The following is a 17,760-nucleotide window of genomic DNA, read 5'->3' as shown; positions in this document are numbered from 1 at the left end:
CCAGGATGGCAGAGCACGTACCGCGCAGGCGACGCACCTTGCAGGACGTCGCGACCGACGTCGGCCTGTCCGCGAACACCGTCTCGCGTGCCCTGCGGGGCCAGTCGGGGGTGAGCGAGGCGACCCGCGAGCGGATCAGGCAAGCCGCAGAACGCCTTGGCTATGTGCCGAACGTGCACGCCCGCTCGCTGGTCCTGGGCAGCCATCGCACGATCGGGCTGGTCATCACCAACGTCTCCAACCCGTTCTACGCCGAGCTGATCAGTGCGATCGAGCTCCGCGCCGCCGAGGAGGGGTACCACATCGTCCTGTTCCTCAGCGAGGAGTCGCCGGCGCGCGAGCTCGCCGCTGCGGAGAACGTCATCCAGTCCGGTCTGGACGGCGTGATCGTGGTGCCCGTGCAGGGGCCCACCAATCCGTGGCGCCAGGTGGCTCGCGCCGGGATGCCGTTCGTGGTGGTCAACCGCCGGCTCGACGACCTGGCGGTCGACACTGTGGCCACGGACAACTACGCCGGCGCCCACGCCGCGACCGCGCATGTGATCTCCCAGGGTGCGCGCTCGATCGTGATGCTCGAGGAGGACCTGACGATCACCACGATCCATCAACGGATCCAGGGCTTTCGCGATGCGCTCACCGAGGCGTCATTGCCTTGTGACGACAGTCAGATTCTCATGGTGCCCACCCGCCGCCAGGACCGGGTGGTCCTTCCGTGGCAGGCAGGGGATGCCTACCGGATGACCGTGGACCTGCTCTCCCGAGGCCATCGGCCCGATGCCTTCGTGGTGGGCAACGACTACTTTGCGCTCGGGTTGTATCGGGCGCTGCGCGAACGCGGCCTGCGGTGTCCGGACGACACGTTCGTGGTCGGTTTCGGGGACTACCCGTTCGCCGAGTTCTTGGATCCGCCGCTGTCCACAGTGCGGCTCCCGGCCGCAGAGGTGGGCCGCACCGCCGTGGAGCTGCTGCTGCAGCGGATCCGTGGCGACGATCCGCCACCCACCGAACCGATCCTGGTGCAACCCGAGCTGGTCACCCGGAGCTCCACCGGGGTGTGACTGCACCGGCCTCCGGATAGCGCTCGACGCGTAGCGTGCCGCGGTGGGATGCTGAGTGACCGCGCCGTTCTCGGCGCGCGAATGTTGCCGGAGTGCGCGCTGGAGTGCTGATGGTGCAGATCGACGACGTCCGCCGCGCGGCCGAGCGCCTGCGCGGCCGGGTCCGCCGCACCCCGACGATGCGGGCACTCGTCCCCACCCCGGACGGCGAGGTCGAGGTGGTGCTCAAGCTGGAGCAGACCCAGCTCTCCGGCACGTTCAAGGACCGAGGCATGGTCAACGCCGCTGTGCGTGCGCACGAGGAGGGGTGGCTGCCCGCGGCCGGACTGGTGATCTCCTCCGGCGGGAACGCCGGGATCGCCCTCGCCCTCGCGGGAGCCGCTCTGGGCGTGCCGGTCACCGTCACCACCGCACAGGACGCGCCGGCGGCGAAGGTGCAGCGCATCCGCAGCCTCGGGGCCACGGTGCTGAACCATTTCCCGGACCATCCCACCAGCAACGCGGAGGCAGACACGCTCGCCGCCCGGACCGGGGCGCTCCGGCTGCATGCCTTCGACCACCCGGACGTGGTGGCCGGTGCCGGCACGCTTCTGCTCGAGGCGGTCGAGCAGGAGCCGGAGCTGACCTCGGTTCTCGTGTCCGTGGGCGGCGGTGGGCTGATGGCCGGGACAGCGCTCAGCGCGCAGGAGACCGGGGTGCGCGCGGTGGCCGTGGAGCCCGTCGGCGCTCCCACGCTGCACGCGGCGCTGGCCGCCGGGGAACCTGTCGATGTGGCGGTGGACACGATCGCCAAGGACTCCCTCGGCGCCAACCGCCTGGGCGCCGGACCCTGGGAAATCTGCCGAGGCGCCGAGCTGCAGTCCGTGCTCGTCACCGACGAGGCGATCATCACCGCGCAGCACTACCTCTGGGACACCTACCGGCTGCTCGTCGAGCCCTCCGCGGCCTGCCCCGTAGCGGCGACGATGACCGGTGCCTACCGCGTGGGCGCGGGTGAGCTCCCGCTCTTCGTGCTGTGCGGGGCGAACGTCACCTCACCCTTCTGAGTCAGCGCCTCACCCGTCTGACTCAGCGTCACGGCGCATCTGGGGCACCCAGCCCAGCACCTCCCGGGTACGGCGAGCCGCGATGGAGGCTTCGGCATGGTCGCCGGTGATGATGAAGGGCTCGTGGCCGGAAGCGCAGTACTCCAGCGCCCGGTCGAAGGCCCGCGCGACATCGCTGGCCGCTGTCATGGTTTCTGCCGCCGGTCCGGAAAAGTCCAGCCATTCCTCGTCCGGCATCGGGTGGCACAGCCGCAACGAGACCACCGGGAGGTTGCGCTCGCGGCTCACCGACTCACATACCTGCTCACCGAGGCGTTTGGTCAGTCCATACCCATGGGTCGCGTCCGGTTCGCGGTGCTCGAGCTGGTCACCCCAGGCCAGGTAGTCCTCAAAGATCGATAGCGAGCTCGCATACACGCACTGGCGCAGGCCCGCATCGGCGGCTGCGCGCAGGGTGAGGTAGAGGCCTTTGACGTTCACGTCGAAGTGGCTCTCCACCCAGCCGCCGACCTCTCCCCACGGGCGATGCCGCCCCATGGCGAGATAGAGGAGCCCGTCCTGGCCCTCGACGGCGCGGCGCACCTGCTCGATGTCGGTCACGTCAACGGTCATGGACTCCGCAGCCCCGGTCCCCTCCGTGGGCTCAAGGTCAGCGAGGCGTACGCGGTGACTCTGGGCGAGAGTGCGCACAATCAGCGATCCCACCACCCCGGCTCCGCCGATCACCACGACGTTCATCGCATGCACTCTCCTTGGCGGTCGCATGGGCTACCGCGCAGTACTCGACTGTAGTTGCGTGCCGCGCAGCCCACGACCGGACCGGTCGCGGGCACGGGTACGGCTTCGGCTCAGGACCCCACCTGTCACGTCACCTTCCATATCCGAATAACGTGTGAGGTTTACTAGAAATACCTAACATATTCTGCAGATGGGTTGGAGGAGTTGACACGTGAGTTGGAGCCCTGACCTCCCGTTCAACGACCTGCCACCACTACCGCCCGCCGGCCTCGACCTCGAACCAAAACCCGTTCTCAAGGCCACCATCGAAGCGCGGACGGCGCTGGCCACGCTCGCCCAGGCCGGTCAGCTGCTGCCGAATCCACACATCCTGATCCACGCCGTCCCGCTGCTCGAGGCACAGGCCAGCTCAGAGGTCGAGAACATCGTGACCACTGCGGATGAGTTGTTCATGCACGTCGGTTCCGGCGGGGGAGATCCCGCCACCAAGGAGGCGCTGCGCTACCGCAGCGCGCTGTTCACAGGGGTCGCCTCGATCCGAAGCCGGCCGCTCACGTCTGCGACTGCGGCTCGCATCTGCTCCGAGCTGCAGGGTCGGGAGAGGGCGGTGCGCGCCGTACCCGGCACGCGGATCGCGAACCCCAGTACTCGGCAGGTGCTGTACGCCCCGCCCGAAGGGGCCGACCGCATTCGCGAGAAGCTCTCGGACTGGGAGCGCTTCATCCACGCTGAGCGTGATCTCGACCCGCTCGTGCGCATGGCAGTGGCCCATTACCAGTTCGAAGCGATCCACCCGTTCCACGACGGTAACGGGCGCACCGGACGCATCATCAACATCCTGATGTTGATCGAGGCCGGTCTGCTGCACGATCCGATCCTGTACCTCTCCCGGGCCATCATCGCCCGCAAGAGCGACTACTACCGACTCCTGCGAGCCGTGACAGCTGACGGCGCCTGGATCGAATGGGTCCTTTACATGCTTGACGTCATTCGCGACTCTGCCGCGTCGACGATACGGAAGATCGAAGCCATCCGCGCGTGCCAGGAGGAGATTGCCGAGCGAGCTCGCGTAGCCACTGCGGGCGGCCGAGATGCACAGTTCTTGGCCATCCTCCTCGAGCAGCCCTACTGCCGCATCAACAACGTCGCGGAAAGATGCGGCGTCTCGCGCCAGACCGCATCGTCGTGGCTGCACGCCCTGGTGGCAGCGGGGCTCCTGAGCGACGTCAAGGTCGGCCGGGAGGTCCTCTTCGTCAACCACGAGTTCCTCGAGGTGTTGACTCGACCCGAGTGAGCACACGGGGCGGGCATCGGCCGCCCGGTCGCGCGGACAGCATTCCGACATGAGGCCTACCCACCGAGCGGCCTACGCTGGAGGAGGAGCCCCGCCTCGCTCCCCCTCACGCCTCCCCTGCACCGAGGCTGAGGCACGTGCCGCTCGTCAGGAGTCAGCCGCATGGCCAACCGTCTCACCGCATCGACCAGCCCCTACCTACTCCAGCACGCCGACAACCCGGTGCACTGGCAGGAGTGGGGTCCGGAAGCCTTCGCCGAGGCGCGCCGCCGGGACGTGCCGATCCTGCTCAGCGTCGGCTACGCCGCCTGCCACTGGTGCCACGTGATGGCCCACGAGTCGTTCGAGGACGAGCAGGTCGCCGCCGCGATCAACGCCGGTTTCGTCGCGATCAAGGTGGACCGCGAGGAGCGCCCGGACGTGGACGCCGTCTACATGCAGGCCACCACGGCGATGACCGGGCAGGGCGGCTGGCCGATGACCTGCTTCCTCACCGCCGAGGGCGACCCGTTCTTCTGCGGCACCTACTACCCGAAGCCGCAGTTCCTGCAGCTGCTGGCCGCGATCGAGCGAGTCTGGACCACGGAGCGCGACGAGGTGACCGGCAGCGCGGAGCGGATCACCGCTCGGCTGCGCAGTGCCCAGCAGCTGCGCACCGGCCCCGCGGCGGCAGACCCGGCAGCGCTGGCCGGGGCGGTAGACACGCTCGCGGAGGGGTTCGACACGCGCCGCGGTGGTTTCGGGGATGCGCCGAAGTTTCCGCCGTCGATGGTGCTGGAGTTCCTGCTGCGCCACCACGGGCGGACCGGCAGCCCGGCGGCGCTGGAGATGGCCGAGCGCACCTGCACGGCGATGGCCACCGGCGGAATCTACGACCAGCTCGGCGGCGGCTTCGCCCGATACAGCGTGGACGGCGGCTGGGTGGTGCCGCACTTCGAGAAGATGCTCTACGACAATGCGCTGCTGCTGCGCGCGTATCTGCACTGGTACCGGACCAGCGGATCCGAGCTGGCGCGGCGGGTGGTCACAGAGACCGCGAAGTTCCTGCTCCGCGACCTGCGCACGTCCGAGGGCGGGTTCGCCTCCTCCCTCGATGCCGATGCCGACGGGGTGGAGGGCAGTACCTATGTGTGGACCCCCGGCCAACTCGCCGAGGTGCTCGGCCCGGAGGCGGGTGCGCGGGCTGCGGAGCTGCTCGGCGTGACCGAGGCGGGCACCTTCGAAGCCGGCGCCTCCACGCTGCGGATGCTCAGCGAGCCCCCGCAGGAGTGGCCCGGCTGGCGCTCGGCGCTGCTGGCGGCCCGCGGGGCGCGGGTGCAGCCGGAGCTGGATGACAAGGTGGTCACCTCCTGGAACGGGCTCACGATCGCGGCGCTGGCCGAGGCCGGAGTGCTCCTGGGTGAGCTGGAGTGGGTGGCGGCGGCGCGTCGCTGCGCCGAGTTCCTCTGGGCCGAACATGCCGACGACGGCGCAGCCGGGGTGCGTCTGCGTCGCTCCTCCCGTAGAGGTCGAGCAGGCGGAGCAGCGGGGGTGGCCGATGACTACGGCAACCTGGCGGGCGGGTTGCTCGCGCTGCACCAGGCCACCGGTGAGGGGCTGTGGCTGGACCGGGCCGGCGCCCTGCTGGGCACCGCTCTGGAACAGTTCGCCTCCTCCGACGGTGCGTTCTTCGACACGGCGGCCGACGGGGAGCAGCTCGTGGTGCGGGTGCGCGGCACCTCGGACAATGCCGAACCGTGCGGCACCTCCGCGCTGGCGGAGGCGCTGCTGACCTACTCGGCGCTGACCGGCGAACACCGGGACGCAGCGGATGCCGCGATCACGGCGGGGATGGCAGTGGCGCGGATCGACCCGCGGTTCGCCGGCTGGACCCTCGCCGCAGCCGAGGCGAGCGTGACCGGGCCACTGCAGGTCGCCGTCGTCGGCACGGATGAGGCGGCCGAGACCCTGGTGCGGATCGTGCGAGAGTCGGCCAGCCCCGGACTGGTGCTCGCCACCGGACCGGGGGACGGCACCCTCACCGGAGACGGCGCGGCCCATCCGCTGCTTGCCGACCGGCCGCTGGTGGGCGGGGCGTCAGCGGCGTACGTGTGCCGCGGCTTCGTCTGCGACCTGCCGGTCACGTCCGCGGAGGCGCTGCGCGCGGAGCTGGCCTGAACGATTTGCGCTTGTGCCGGTCGGGGCCGATCTACCGTCGAGCCACACCGGACAGCCAGGAGGGCACGTACCTATCGACGAGGGGCAGTTCCACCGTCGTGAGGCGGAGGCTGCCATCCGCGGCGTTTCCGTAGCCGCCATCATTCGTGCTGCGATCGAACGAGCACCTGGCGCCCAGCCCTGCGGCGCGAGCAGAGGCCGGACAACGACTCATGGCGCAGTTCCACGAGGGTGGTAAGCCAGAACCCGACTGGGCCCTATCCAAGCAGGCGCTCCTCGCCGGTAAGTTATCCACAGTTTTCTAGCGCCGCCCCCATAGCGGCGCTCACTGCCCTTCACTGGAGGGGTGACCAACGAGGACCACACCAGCCCGAGCCCATCCACACCCGCGGAACGCTGGGCAGGTGCGCTCCGCCGTCGGCGATCCTCCCTTGCCCTGCTGGCCGCAGTGGCGCTCCTACTCACCGGCTGTGCACCGCCACGCACCCTCACCGAGACAGAGCGCCCGGCCGAGACCGCGGCCGAGGTGGCGTGGCAGCGCGACCTTCCCCTCGCGGGTGGGGTCATCACCACCGAGGAGGTCGCGGTCACCTACACCGCAGCAGAGGACGGCGACCTCACCCTGGTCGGGCTGAGCACAGCGGACGGCAGCACGGTGTGGGAGCACGAGGCGGGGCGCGGGGCGGTACGACCGTCATCGTCGGCGATCGAGCCGGTGGCGTTCAGCGACGACGACGCCAGCTACGTGGCCTTCCTCGAGCCGGACAGCCGGAGCACCAGCACCCGGCTCTCCGAGAACCGGGTGGCGGTCGCCGACATCAGCACGGGCGAGATCGTCGCACGGATGCCCGACCGCCGATGGGTCTCGAGCTCACCGGTGCGTTGCGGGGATCGGGCGGCCGCGTGCCTGTGGGTCTACGACGACGATCACTACTATCGCGCGTACTTCGGCGCCAACTCCTCGCGTCTGCAGGAGCATCCGCACCAGATCGACGAGCTCGGCGGCGACATCTCCGCCGAGTACCTGGACGACGGGGACTGGGCCCTCTCCCGGGTCAGCGACGGCGAATCGCTCTGGCGGGTACGCGTCTCCGAGCTTCCCGGAACCAGAGACTGGCCCGATCTGAGCGTCAGCACACCACCGGAGGAGACACCCTGGCGGCCGATCGCCCTTCGTTACGGGTCGGTGTTCCGCAAGACTCTCGAGTCCCGGGACACTGTCGACCTGCAGGACCAGAGCACCTACCTTCTCGACGCAGACACCGGCGAGGCCCTCTGGTGGGGATCGGGGTATGCGTACCGGTGTCCCTACGACTTCCTCATTGCCGGCGTACGGTGCCGTGCGACCGGGGTGGAGCACCTCACCGGCGACGGGCCGAACGAGTACGAGGACTTCGATCTCACCTTGGAAGGGTTCGCCGACGACGGCAGCACCACCTGGACGCTCCCGCTCGGCGCGGACGCGACCCCGTTGACCACTGAGCCGCCCGACAGCTTCAGCAGCGCGGTGGTCGTGCCGACGGCGGACGGGGCCTTGCTCCTCGATCCGGCGACCGGCGAGGTCCGCGACGTGCCGGAGACCTGGACCTACCTGTGTGGCGAATCGACCGAGATCGGGCACCGCCTGCACTGGGACGCCGAGGAACCGGAGGAGGACACCTGGGTCGGCGGCCGCGTCTACACCACGTGCGCAGCGGACGGTACGGAGGTGGGCGGACCGCCGTCGGAGGCCGCTGTGCTGGAGGTCGGCGCCAGCACCGGGACAGTCACGCTGGTGTCCCATCCGGGCCGGCTGGTCGCCTACGACGTCGCCGAGCCGGATGAAGACGGCGGAGCCGACGCAGCATGACCGGCGCGAGGGGGCCTCGATGTCGAGAATCGTCGACATTTCGACATCGGGGCCGCCCCCGAGAGTGCGGGTACCGGCGGCAGGTCGGCGTCGCGGTCAGTCGGCGCGCAGGAGGCAGCACTCGTTCCCGCCGGGGTCGATCAGTACCGTCCACGGCAGCTGGCCCCAGTCGTGCTCGGCGAGCGTGGCGCCGCGGTCGAGCAAGCCGCGCAGCACGGCGTCGTAGTCCTCCTCGGGCCCGGTGCGCAGGTCCAGGTGCATCGGGTTCTTCCCGCGTTTGGGCTCCACCGAGTCGAAGAAAGCGAGCAGGAGGCCGGCGCCGGAGGGATGCCGCAGCGTGTACTCCTCCTGCGCCGGTAACCATCCGGTCGCCTCCCGCCAGAACGCGAAGGCGGCATCCTTGTCGTCGGCCTCGATCGTGACCGCCATGATGGATCCGGGATCGATGCCCTCCACCTGCCCCGGCAGCACGCAGAAGGCGTAGTCGTCGGGGTCGGTCAGCACCACCCACGGCACCTGACCCTGCCCGATGTCCACCGGGGCGGCGCCGAGCTCGGTCAGCTGCCGGGCTACCTCGGTGTGCTCGGCACCGCCATAGAGGTCTAGGTGCAGCCGGTGCGGTCGCTCCAGGCGCTCGGACACAGGGACGAAGTCCAGGAACAGCTCGAACTGTTCGGGCAGCAGCAGCCGAGTACCGTCGTCGCCCTGGTAGGCGACCGGCGCGTCCAGGGCCACCGCCCAGAAGCCGGCCAGTCGGGCGGGGTCCTGCGCGTCGATGACGATCGAGTCCAGATGTGGCATCTGTTCACCCTGCCGCCGGTCGCCCGGACCGGCAATCGCAGGGCCCCGCGACTCTCGTGTGTGACTTTGCTGGGGCCATCACCACAGCACAGTCACACACGAGTCGTCGGGGCACGATCAGGCCTGCTGGCGCAGGCTGAAGCCGGTCCCCTCCTCGGTCTCGCTCGCGTCCAGCTCCTGGGACTCCAACATCGTGGAGGTCTCCTCGGCGACGAAGACGCGGGCACCGTCGTTCTCGATCACCTGGTCACCGACGGCCGGCTCCGGGGAGAGGGCCATCTGCAGGTCCGACCCGCCCTCGGACATGGCGATGCGTACGCCGCCGTCCTCCGGCAGGCCCGCCTGGCTGGTGATGGTCTTGATCGCTGTCTGGGCGTTCTCGGTCAGGGTGAGCATGGCTGCTCCCTCGTTTCCTTCGGCATTGACGCTTGACGAGCAGCGGCTCACTACACGCGTGCGCCTCGGGCACCTTCCACCGTCACAGTTACTGGCCGCGCATGCAACCGCCGAGGAGCGCCGACGGCGGGCCCCGCCCCGCTGCGGTCCGGCGAACGCCCGCTCCCGTAGCAGGCGGGCGCTGACCCGCCGCACGGGAGAGCGTTCGCGGAGGAAGCTCGTGGGTACGGTCGGGGGATGGCCACCACACCAGCCGCCGTCGGCGTCACCTTCGACCGCTCCTTTCCCGCCTCGCTCGTCACCGAGTTCGCCCGCGAGGTGGACGGCAAGGTGGATGAGCTCTGGCTGATCGAGGACTGCTTCTACACCACTGCCCCGCCGCTGGCTGCGGCAGCCCTGGCGGTCACCGAGGAGCTGCGAGTCGGGCTGGGCATCCTGCCCGCAGTAGCCCGCACCGCTGCGGTCACCGCGATGGAGATCGCCACGCTGTCCTCGCTCGCACCCGGCCGGGTGATCGGCGGGATCGGGCACGGCGTGCAGTCCTGGATGGGGCAGATGGGCGTGCGTCCGGCCTCGCCGCTGACCGCACTGACCGAGGTGCTGGACGCGGTGCGCGCCCTGCTGGCCGGTGAACGGCTGACGGTACAGGGCCGGTACGTCACCCTGCAGGACGTGCAGCTCGAGCACCTGCCGGACCCGGTCCCCCCGGTGCTCGCCGGGATCCGGGGCCCGAAGTCGATGGCTGTGGCCGGGCGCAGCGCCGACGGGGTGCTAGTCGCCGATTCCGCCGGCCCTGGTTTCATCCCGATCGCCCGCGAGCAGGCCGGAAGCCCGGCGAACTTTCAGGTGTCCGTGTTCGCACCGCTGATCACGGCGCCCACTCGCCGCGAGGCGTACACGCTGGCCTCCGGGTGGCTCGCCGATCAGCTCGACGCACCGACGGCCAGCCTCACCGCCGCTCCGTTCTACGCCGAGCTGGCCAGTCGGTACGAGACCGGTGGCACCGAGGCGCTGGTGGAGGTTCCCGCCGATTGGTGGGCCGAGCTCGGCGCCATCGGCACCCTGGACGACGCCGCCGCACACCTGGCCGCACTCGAACAGGCGGGTGCCGATGCGGTGATGTTCGTCCCCGCCCCCGATCCGGCGGTGGCCCGGGACCAGCTCGCGGACGTGATCCGGCTCGCCGACCGCTGATCTTTCCCCGGGTCGTCATGTCAGGGGTGCGCTATAGGCCACGGGTGACATGACGAGCCACGTGACGAGCGGGGAAGGCGGTGGGACCGCACCCGCAAGCGAGGTACCCCGACCACGACGGCGGTCGCCGGGCTCAGGTCAGGTCGTCGTAGTCGCCGCGCACCCAGGCGGCGTGCCGCTCGGCGGAGCGCTGCACCGCAGGGTGCCCGCCGGTGTCGATCGCATTGCCGAAGTTGCCGATCACCCGGTCGAACGTCAGTGGCGCGAGTCGGGCGGCGATCCGCTCCACCACGGCCGCAGACATCGGGATCTTGTTCGGGTAGCTGCGCATGAAGCCCACTGAGGACCGGTCCGGGTTCGGGAACACGGTGTCCCCGCTGAGCAGCACTCCCCTGCCGTCGGCGCCCGCCGCCCACAGCGCCACGGCCGCACCGGGGAAGTGCCCGCCGACCCGGTGCAGGCTCAACCCGGGCGTCAGCTCCAGGTCACGGTCCCAGAGCTGAACCCGCGCCGAGGACCGGCCCAGCCACCGCGCATCCGGTTCGCACACCAGCACCGGCGCCTCCAGCGCCGCACCCCATTCGGTCTGCACCCCGAACATGTGCGGGTGGCTCGCGGCCACGGCCAGCACCGGCCCGAGCTCGCGGACCCGAGCCACGGTCTGCTCGTCGAGGTACCCGGGTGGGTCCCAGAGCAGCTGCCCGGCCGGAGTGCGCACCAGCTGGGCGGTCTGCCCGATGCCGACCTTCGGCTCGGCAGCGATCTCGATCCGGTGGGGCTCGGCCTCGGCCCAGGTGAGCCGTTGGCCGGCCTCGCGCAAGCCGACCAGGTCCGTCCACAGCTGGCCCGCCGCTGGCACCCACTGCCGCTCGTCAGCACAGATCGGGCAGACTGCGGGCAGGCTGTCCTCGTCGTACTCCACAGCACAGGTGGCGCAGATTCGCATGTCTCTCTCCTGGGTCGACCGGTGACGTGGGACATTAGCGCACGTGGGGCCTGACAGCCCTCGGGCCAGCCCGATGCGCAAGCCGTCTGGTTGCACTGGCCCGCCAGCAGGCGGCCGACCTCTCCTCTAGTGTGGAGATATGTCCGCACCTGGCCCGGTCACCGGTCTGCGCCATCGCCTCATCCGCGCACTCGGGGGGCAGGTGCCACCGGAGCCGGCCAGCGATACCACTGCATTGGTGATCTCCGGCGGCGGGGCGCGGTCCAGTTTTGAGCTCGGCGCACTGCGCTACCTCTACGAGCGCGAGCGGATCGAACCCACGATCATCGCCGGCACCTCGGCGGGTTCGATCCTGGCCGCGGTGATCGCCCAGCATCCCGACCCGGCCGGGCAGCGCCAGGCGGTCGCCGACCTGTGCCAGCTGTGGCTGGACATGCGCGACTCCTCCGACATGTTCGCCGAGCTGCCCTGGTTCACCAAGCTGAACGAGCACATGCCCACCTGGCGCAAGGTGATGGCGCTACGCAACCGGTCCTCGCAGCATTCGCCGCGGGTTGGTGGGCTCAGCGCGGTGCTGCCGCGCGGGGGGCGCAACCGCTCGATGCCGAGCGCCGCGGCCGGGCAGGCGGAGCCGACCCGTGGTCGGCGCGGACCGCTCTCGCCTGCGGCTGGCAGCGCTGAGCACGGCGGCGCCGACGAAGCCCGCGCTGTCACGACACCAGCGAGCGAGGACGTCACGCCGGAGGGCACCGAGCATGGTCTGGCCTGGTCGGTCACGAACGTGCTGGACACTCTCTCCACGCTCTGGGAGGCGGGCCGCACCAGCACCGATCTGGAGCTGATCCTCTCCGGCTCGCAGCAGGAGCGGGCGGCGTTCACCCCCGGGCCGATCGTCGAGCAGCTCGTCGATCCTGCCGTGTTCGACCCTGCCGCAGTGGCAGCCTCGGGGCTCTCCCTGCGGATCGCCGCCGTGGGGCTGGAGTCCGGGGAGCTGCGCTACGTCACCGAGTCCGGTGAGATCCGGGATCGCCAGGATCGACCGGTGGCCGGGGAGCCGCGGGTGGATCTGGTGGCCGCTATCCGCGCCTCGTGCGCGATTCCGGCGGTGTTCGCGCCGGTCCGGCTGGGTTCGGAGCACTACGTCGACGGCGGAGCCCGGGAGTCCTTGCCCGTCGAGGTGGCCATGGCACGGCTGGGTGCCGCGCGCTGCTACGCGGTGGTCGCCTCCTCGATCGGGCTCCCCCGGTCCGAGGACTTCGCCGAGAAGGACATGCTGGAGATCGTGATGCGCTCCGGGTTCGGGATCATGACCGACGAGATCCTCACCGACGAGGTGCGCCGGGCCGCCGAGAACGGCGCCACGATCATCCAGCCGGAGCTGGATATCCACGACATCCTCACCATCGATCCCGGGCTGACAGCCATCGCGATCGACTATGGCTGGAGCCGCGCCGCCGAGGTCTGCACCGGGGCCTCCGACGCCGCCGGCGCGCAGGTACGCGACCTCTACGAGCTACGCCGGCACATCTGGTCCGTCGAGGACCTGGCGCTGCGTCCGCGCACGGGCGATGGCCAGAACACGAGGAACCGGGCGTCCGCCGGTGCCGCGATGCCACCGGACATCGCCGACCTCAAGCATCAGCTCCGCTCTGGAGTCGATGCGGCCGACGGCGCCCTGCTGCCACCCGGTGCGCACACCTGGTGGCGCACCTTCGAACGGCACCCCTACCCGGTCGGGCTGGAGCCGGACTGGGTCACCTGACCATTCCCTCGGCGAGCCGGGCCGACCTGCCAGGCGATACTGTGACCACAGAACTCGATCGGGGAGGTGAGGGACCTGAACGACGCACGCGCCGCCGTCGTCTATCACCCCGGCAAGTTCCACGGCTCGCGCTGGCAGCGCATCCTCAAGCGCGAAGAGCAGCGGACGCACCGCTCGCCGAGCCTGTGGGTGCCCACCCAGGCCGACGATGACGCCACCACGCTGCGGGACCGGCTACGCGAGGCGGGTGCCGGGAACACCGACGTGCTGATCGGCGCCGGTGGCGACGGCACCGTGCGGCTGGCAGCCGAGACCGCGATGCTCACCGGCCAGTCGCTGGGCCTGTGGCCGGTGGGATCGACCAACCTGTTCGCCCGAAACCTCGAGCTGCCCGCACTGGATCCCGCCGCCGGACTGCGCGCCGCCCTCGGCCGCACCGAACGGCTGGTGGACACTGTGGCAGTGACCGCGGTGCTCGACGACGGCACCCGGGTGCGGCGGACCAGCCTGGTGCTGGCCGGGTTCGGGGTGGACGCGCAGATGGTGGTGCACACCTCCGACCAGGCGAAGGCGCAGTTCGGCTGGCTGGCGTACGTGGACGGGGTCCGCAAAGGAATGTCCCGCCCGGACCGGTTCGACGTGACCTACTCCCTGGATGGCAGCAAGCCACAGGACGCCCGCTTGTTCACCCTGGCGGTGGGCAACGGTGGCCTGTTGCCGGCCGGCCTCGTGCTGTTGCCGGATGCGCGCATCGACGACGGCGTGCTCGACGTGCTGCTGCTGCGCCCCGACGGGGTCCGGGGCTGGCGGGACATGGCTTCCTGGTTCGTCCAGGAGAACGGTGTGGTCCGGCGCCTGATGCGCCGCAGCGGGCGGCGCCGTCCGCTGCGCACCGGCCCCTCGGTGCAGCTCTTCGAGGCCCGGGACATCCGCCTGCGGCTGCGCCATCCGGAGGATTTCCAGCTGGACGGGGAGTACATCGGACGGGCGGTGGCCGTGCGGGCCATCGTCCAGCACGGAACCCTGCGGGTGCGGGTGCCGGAACTGTCCAGATAGCGAAATTCTTCATTTCGCTTCCCGGCGGGACCTGCTCGCTCTACCATGAACAGCGACGTGCGAAGACTCTCTGCACTACACGGCCGTGATGCTGACGTCGGCCGTGCCCCACTCTCTTCGCACCGCAGCGATCGGGAGGACCTGACGTGGCCTTGTTGAGCCAGTCCACTGAGCACACGCTCGACCGCGCTGCGGGGGCACTGCTCGGACTCGCGCTCGGTGACGCCATGGGGCGGCCCGGCAGGGGCTGGCCGCAGCACCAAATCCGCGGCCAGCTCGGCTGGATCACCGATCTGTCCGCTGCACCGGTGCCCCGACCCGGGGACGGCCCGGTCGGCACGATGGGGGCCACCACCCGTGCCGCGTTCACGCTGGCAGCACACTGGCCACTGGGCCCGCGCTCCCGGTTGAGCAGCCGACCCACCCGCCCGGACGGCACCAGCCTGGCCGCACACCGCTTGCTGCCGATCGGGATCGCGTGCCGGGACGCCGAGGCGATCGCCGCGCACATCGCCTCGCTCAGCGGAACCCGCGCCACGTCCTCGGCGCTGGCCGCCGCGACGCTGGTGGCCGGGGTGATCTCCTCGGCCGTGGACGCTCCGGAAGGGGCGACCGACCCGATGTTCCTCGCCGCACACCTGGAGATGGGGTTCCGTGCGATGGAGGAGATCGAGGGCCGGGGGCGAGCGGACGTCGCACCCTCGGTGATCGAACGCTCCCTGCTCGCCCGGGAGATCGCTGTGCGCGCCCCCGACGACGAAGCATTCCTCACCCGGCTCTACGACGTGGTCGGGGTGTCCAAAGCGGCCGCAGAGTCGGTACCGGCAGCGATCGGGCTCCTCATCCGCGCCGAGGCGGACCCGACCCACACCAGCGTGCTGGCGGCGAACCTGGGCGGGGAGACGTCGAGGATCGGTGCACTGGCCACCGCGATGGCCGGCGCGGTGCGCGGGCGGACTGCCGTGGCGAGCCAGTGGCGGGTGCACGTGGAGAACGTCAACTCGGTGTGCTCGGTGAGCCTGGCGCGGCAACTGCTCGATCAGCGCACCTGAGCGGCTTCGGAGCGGAACCGGCGCAGCCGCAGGCTGTTGGTCACCACGAACACTGAGGAGAACGCCATCGCGGCACCGGCGAGCATCGGGTTCAGCAGCCCGGCGGCGGCCACCGGGATCGCGGCCACGTTGTAGGCGAACGCCCAGAACAGGTTCCCCTTGATCGTGCTCAGCGTGCGGCGGGAGAGCCGGACGGCGTCCACTGCGGCGCGCAGGTCACCCCGGACCAGGGTGATGTCCCCGGCCTGGATCGCCGCATCGGTGCCGGTGCCCATCGCCAGGCCGAGGTCCGCGGTCGCGAGCGCGGCGGCGTCGTTCACGCCGTCGCCGATCATCGCGACCACCGCTCCGCGGGCCTGCAGATCGCGGATGGCGTCCACCTTCTCGGCGGGCAGCACCTCGGCGAGCACCTCCTCGATCCCGACCTCGGCGGCGACCCGCTCGGCGGTGGCACGGTTGTCACCGGTGAGCAGCACCGGGCGCAGCCCGAGCTCGGCCAGCCGGGCGATCGCCGCAGCCGAGCTGTCCTTGACCGTGTCACCCACTTCGATCAGACCGCGCACTGCGTCATCCCAGCCGACCGCGATCACGGTCAGCCCGCGCTCGTCCGCCTCCGCACGCGCGCGGGTGATGGCGGCATCGGCACGGGAGTCGCCGAACAGGCTGGGCCGGCCGACCAGCACCGCGGCCCCCTCCACCTGGCCGCGCACACCGCGTCCGGCGAGGTTCTCGAACCCGGTGACCTCGGGTAGCTCCCCCTGCTCAGCGGCCGCTGCGGCGATCGCCGCGCCGATCGGGTGCTCGGAGGCGTGCTCCACGGCTCCGGCCAGGCGCAGCACCTCCTCGGCGCTCACGCCACCGGCCGGGTGCACGCCGTGGACCGTCATCACACCGGTGGTCACCGTGCCGGTCTTGTCCAGCACCACAGTGTCGATCCGGCGGGTGGACTCCAGCACCTCCGGGCCGCGGATCAGCACCCCCATCTGTGCTCCGCGCCCGGTCCCCACCAGCAACGCCGTCGGGGTGGCCAGGCCGAGGGCGCACGGGCAGGCGATGATCAGCACCGCCACAGCGGCGGTGAACGCCGGCGCCGCGGCACCCGAGCTCGCCAGCCAGAAGCCCAGCGTCCCGGCGGCGATCAACAGCACCACGGGCACGAACACTGCGGAGATCCGGTCCGCGAGCCGCTGCACCTCAGCCTTGCCGTTCTGGGCCTCCTCCACCAGCTCGGCCATCTGCGCCAGCTGGGTGTCGGCCCCCACCCGGGTGGCGCGGACCACGATCCGCCCGCCCTGGTTCAACGAAGCGCCGACGACGGCGTCCCCCGCCGCGACCTCGACCGGCACCGATTCTCCGGTCAGCATCGAGACGTCGACGGCGGAGCGTCCGGAGATCACCACGCCGTCGGTGGCGATCTTCTCGCCCGGGCGGACCACGAACTCGTCGCCTGCGGTCAGCTCGCTCGCCGGGCGGCGCACCTCGACGGTGCCGTGCAGCAACGTGACGTCCTTGGCGCCGAGGTCGAGCAGCGCGCGCAGCGCGTCCCCGGCGCGACGCCGGGCGCGCAGCTCGAAGTAGCGGCCGAGCAGGATGAACGTGGTCACCCCGGCGGCTACCTCTAGGTAGATGTTCGCCGTGGCGTCCCCGGGGGCGATGGTCAGCGTGAACTCGTGGGTCATCCCCGGCATCCCGGCGGTGCCGAAGAACAGCGCGTACAGCGACCAGCCGAGTGCGGCGAGGGTGCCGATGGAGATCAGCGTGTCCATCGTGGCCGCGCCGTGGCGCAGGTTGGTCCAGGCGGCGCGGTGGAACGGCCACGCACCCCAGACCACCACCGGGGCCGCCAGGGTGAGGGACAGCCACTGCCAGGAGGTGAACTGCCACGCGGGGATCATCGCGAGCAGGATCACCGGCACCGACAGCAGCCCGCTGATCACGGTGCGCCGGCGGAGCAGCTCGAGCTCGGCGGCCCGGGTGGCGTCCGCGGCATCGGCTACGGCGGTGCCGCCCGACTCGCCCGCGGTGGTTGCGCCGTCGGGACGGGTGGGGGTGAGCGGCTGGGCGGTGTACCCGGCCTGTTCCACAGCGGTGACCAGCTCGGCCACGGTGACCGAGGGACCGGCCAGAACGCGGGCCTTCTCGGTGGCGTAGTTGACCGTGGCGACCGCGCCGTCGAGCTTGTTCAGCTTCTTCTCCACCCGGGCCGCGCAGGAGGCGCAGGTCATCCCCCCGACGGCGAGGTCGATGCGTTGCTGGTCGGTCTCCGGGGTCTGGGTGGTCATAGCACCGCTCCAAGCAGGTAGCCGAGGGCGAAGACTATGATCAGCGCGGCACCGAACAGGCCGAGCTTGACCGGCACTCGCATCGCGTGATCCACCCTTCCTCCGGCGCTATGCCTCTGCGGAGTATCT

General features: G+C 70.7%; 14 protein-coding genes. 9 read left to right on the top strand and 5 right to left on the bottom strand.

The genetic code is table 11. The features are described 5' to 3' along the window. Positions 1–5 precede the first annotated feature (5 nt). Positions 6–1,058, top strand: coding sequence for a LacI family DNA-binding transcriptional regulator (locus FU260_RS02795; protein ID WP_147915682.1), 1,053 nt, complete (start codon positions 6–8; stop codon positions 1,056–1,058). A 110-nt stretch (positions 1,059–1,168) separates the two neighbouring features. After that, positions 1,169–2,104 (top strand): pyridoxal-phosphate dependent enzyme, encoded by a 936-nt coding sequence (locus FU260_RS02790; RefSeq protein WP_147915681.1) that lies wholly within the window; start codon positions 1,169–1,171, stop codon positions 2,102–2,104. 9 nt (positions 2,105–2,113) lie between these two features. Here FU260_RS02790 and FU260_RS02785 read toward each other — a convergent pair whose 3' ends face one another. After that, positions 2,114–2,842 (bottom strand): NAD-dependent epimerase/dehydratase family protein, encoded by a 729-nt coding sequence (locus FU260_RS02785; RefSeq protein WP_168211619.1) that lies wholly within the window; start codon positions 2,840–2,842, stop codon positions 2,114–2,116. Positions 2,843–3,053: 211 nt separating this feature from the next. On the opposite strand from FU260_RS02785, the gene FU260_RS02780 reads away from it, so the two are divergent. The 3 genes from FU260_RS02780 (at position 3,054) to FU260_RS02770 (ending at position 8,142) form a co-directional block, all read left to right on the top strand. Further along, positions 3,054–4,136, top strand: a complete 1,083-nt coding sequence (locus FU260_RS02780) for a Fic family protein (protein ID WP_147915679.1) — start codon at positions 3,054–3,056, stop codon at positions 4,134–4,136. 162 nt (positions 4,137–4,298) lie between these two features. Then, positions 4,299–6,293 (top strand): thioredoxin domain-containing protein, encoded by a 1,995-nt coding sequence (locus FU260_RS02775; protein WP_147915678.1) that lies wholly within the window; start codon positions 4,299–4,301, stop codon positions 6,291–6,293. A 346-nt stretch (positions 6,294–6,639) separates the two neighbouring features. Then, on the top strand, positions 6,640–8,142 hold the full coding sequence (locus FU260_RS02770; protein WP_147915677.1) for a hypothetical protein: 1,503 nt from the start codon (positions 6,640–6,642) through the stop codon (positions 8,140–8,142). A 96-nt stretch (positions 8,143–8,238) separates the two neighbouring features. Here the strand turns inward: FU260_RS02770 and FU260_RS02765 are convergent, their stop codons facing one another. Further along, entirely contained in the window at positions 8,239–8,943 is a 705-nt protein-coding gene (locus FU260_RS02765) for a VOC family protein (protein ID WP_147915676.1), read from the bottom strand. A gap of 117 nt (positions 8,944–9,060) precedes the next feature. Next, the gene (locus tag FU260_RS02760; protein ID WP_147915675.1) at positions 9,061–9,339 is read right to left on the bottom strand and encodes a HesB/IscA family protein; all 279 of its coding nucleotides are present in this window, start codon (positions 9,337–9,339) and stop codon (positions 9,061–9,063) included. A 237-nt stretch (positions 9,340–9,576) separates the two neighbouring features. Between FU260_RS02760 and FU260_RS02755 the strand changes: the two genes are divergently transcribed. Continuing rightward, the gene (locus FU260_RS02755) at positions 9,577–10,533 is read left to right on the top strand and encodes an LLM class flavin-dependent oxidoreductase (RefSeq protein ID WP_147915674.1); all 957 of its coding nucleotides are present in this window, start codon (positions 9,577–9,579) and stop codon (positions 10,531–10,533) included. Between the two features lie 133 nt (positions 10,534–10,666). Here the strand turns inward: FU260_RS02755 and FU260_RS02750 are convergent, their stop codons facing one another. Next, positions 10,667–11,479 (bottom strand): MBL fold metallo-hydrolase, encoded by an 813-nt coding sequence (locus FU260_RS02750; protein ID WP_147915673.1) that lies wholly within the window; start codon positions 11,477–11,479, stop codon positions 10,667–10,669. 139 nt (positions 11,480–11,618) lie between these two features. Here FU260_RS02750 and FU260_RS02745 point away from each other — a divergent pair, with 139 nt between their 5' ends. The 3 genes from FU260_RS02745 to FU260_RS02735 all read left to right on the top strand — a co-directional run bounded on the left by FU260_RS02745 (position 11,619) and on the right by FU260_RS02735 (position 15,349). Then, entirely contained in the window at positions 11,619–13,241 is a 1,623-nt protein-coding gene (locus tag FU260_RS02745; RefSeq protein ID WP_147915672.1) for a patatin-like phospholipase family protein, read from the top strand. A gap of 66 nt (positions 13,242–13,307) precedes the next feature. Next, a complete protein-coding gene (locus tag FU260_RS02740) occupies positions 13,308–14,297 on the top strand; it encodes a diacylglycerol/lipid kinase family protein (RefSeq protein ID WP_168211618.1) in 990 nt (329 codons plus the stop codon). Between the two features lie 146 nt (positions 14,298–14,443). After that, positions 14,444–15,349: an ADP-ribosylglycohydrolase family protein gene (locus FU260_RS02735; RefSeq protein ID WP_147915670.1), complete on the top strand. Its 906-nt coding sequence runs from the start codon at positions 14,444–14,446 to the stop codon at positions 15,347–15,349. On the opposite strand, the gene FU260_RS02730 is transcribed toward FU260_RS02735, so the two are convergent. Further along, positions 15,337–17,631, bottom strand: a complete 2,295-nt coding sequence (locus FU260_RS02730) for a heavy metal translocating P-type ATPase (protein ID WP_147915669.1) — start codon at positions 17,629–17,631, stop codon at positions 15,337–15,339. The two genes, FU260_RS02735 and FU260_RS02730, sit on opposite strands and share 13 nt — an antisense overlap. Positions 17,632–17,760: the final 129 nt, after the last annotated feature.

Source organism: Ruania zhangjianzhongii (genome assembly GCF_008000995.1).
Lineage (GTDB): Bacteria > Actinomycetota > Actinomycetes > Actinomycetales > Beutenbergiaceae > Ruania > Ruania zhangjianzhongii.
Note: the sequence above shows the minus strand (reverse complement) of the source record. Positions and strands in the feature narration are given on the sequence as shown.

What these genes read in the sequence shown, in the direction of transcription:
- FU260_RS02795 (WP_147915682.1), top strand. Translation starts at nt 6, where the DNA reads ATGGCAGAGCACGTACCGCGCAGGCGACGCACCTTGCAGGACGTCGCG.
- FU260_RS02745 (WP_147915672.1), top strand. Translation starts at nt 11,619, where the DNA reads ATGTCCGCACCTGGCCCGGTCACCGGTCTGCGCCATCGCCTCATCCGC.
- FU260_RS02775 (WP_147915678.1), top strand. Translation starts at nt 4,299, where the DNA reads ATGGCCAACCGTCTCACCGCATCGACCAGCCCCTACCTACTCCAGCAC.
- FU260_RS02750 (WP_147915673.1), bottom strand. Translation starts at nt 11,479, where the DNA reads ATGCGAATCTGCGCCACCTGTGCTGTGGAGTACGACGAGGACAGCCTG.
- FU260_RS02790 (WP_147915681.1), top strand. Translation starts at nt 1,169, where the DNA reads ATGGTGCAGATCGACGACGTCCGCCGCGCGGCCGAGCGCCTGCGCGGC.
- FU260_RS02760 (WP_147915675.1), bottom strand. Translation starts at nt 9,339, where the DNA reads ATGCTCACCCTGACCGAGAACGCCCAGACAGCGATCAAGACCATCACC.
- FU260_RS02730 (WP_147915669.1), bottom strand. Translation starts at nt 17,631, where the DNA reads ATGACCACCCAGACCCCGGAGACCGACCAGCAACGCATCGACCTCGCC.
- FU260_RS02765 (WP_147915676.1), bottom strand. Translation starts at nt 8,943, where the DNA reads ATGCCACATCTGGACTCGATCGTCATCGACGCGCAGGACCCCGCCCGA.
- FU260_RS02785 (WP_168211619.1), bottom strand. Translation starts at nt 2,842, where the DNA reads ATGAACGTCGTGGTGATCGGCGGAGCCGGGGTGGTGGGATCGCTGATT.
- FU260_RS02755 (WP_147915674.1), top strand. Translation starts at nt 9,577, where the DNA reads ATGGCCACCACACCAGCCGCCGTCGGCGTCACCTTCGACCGCTCCTTT.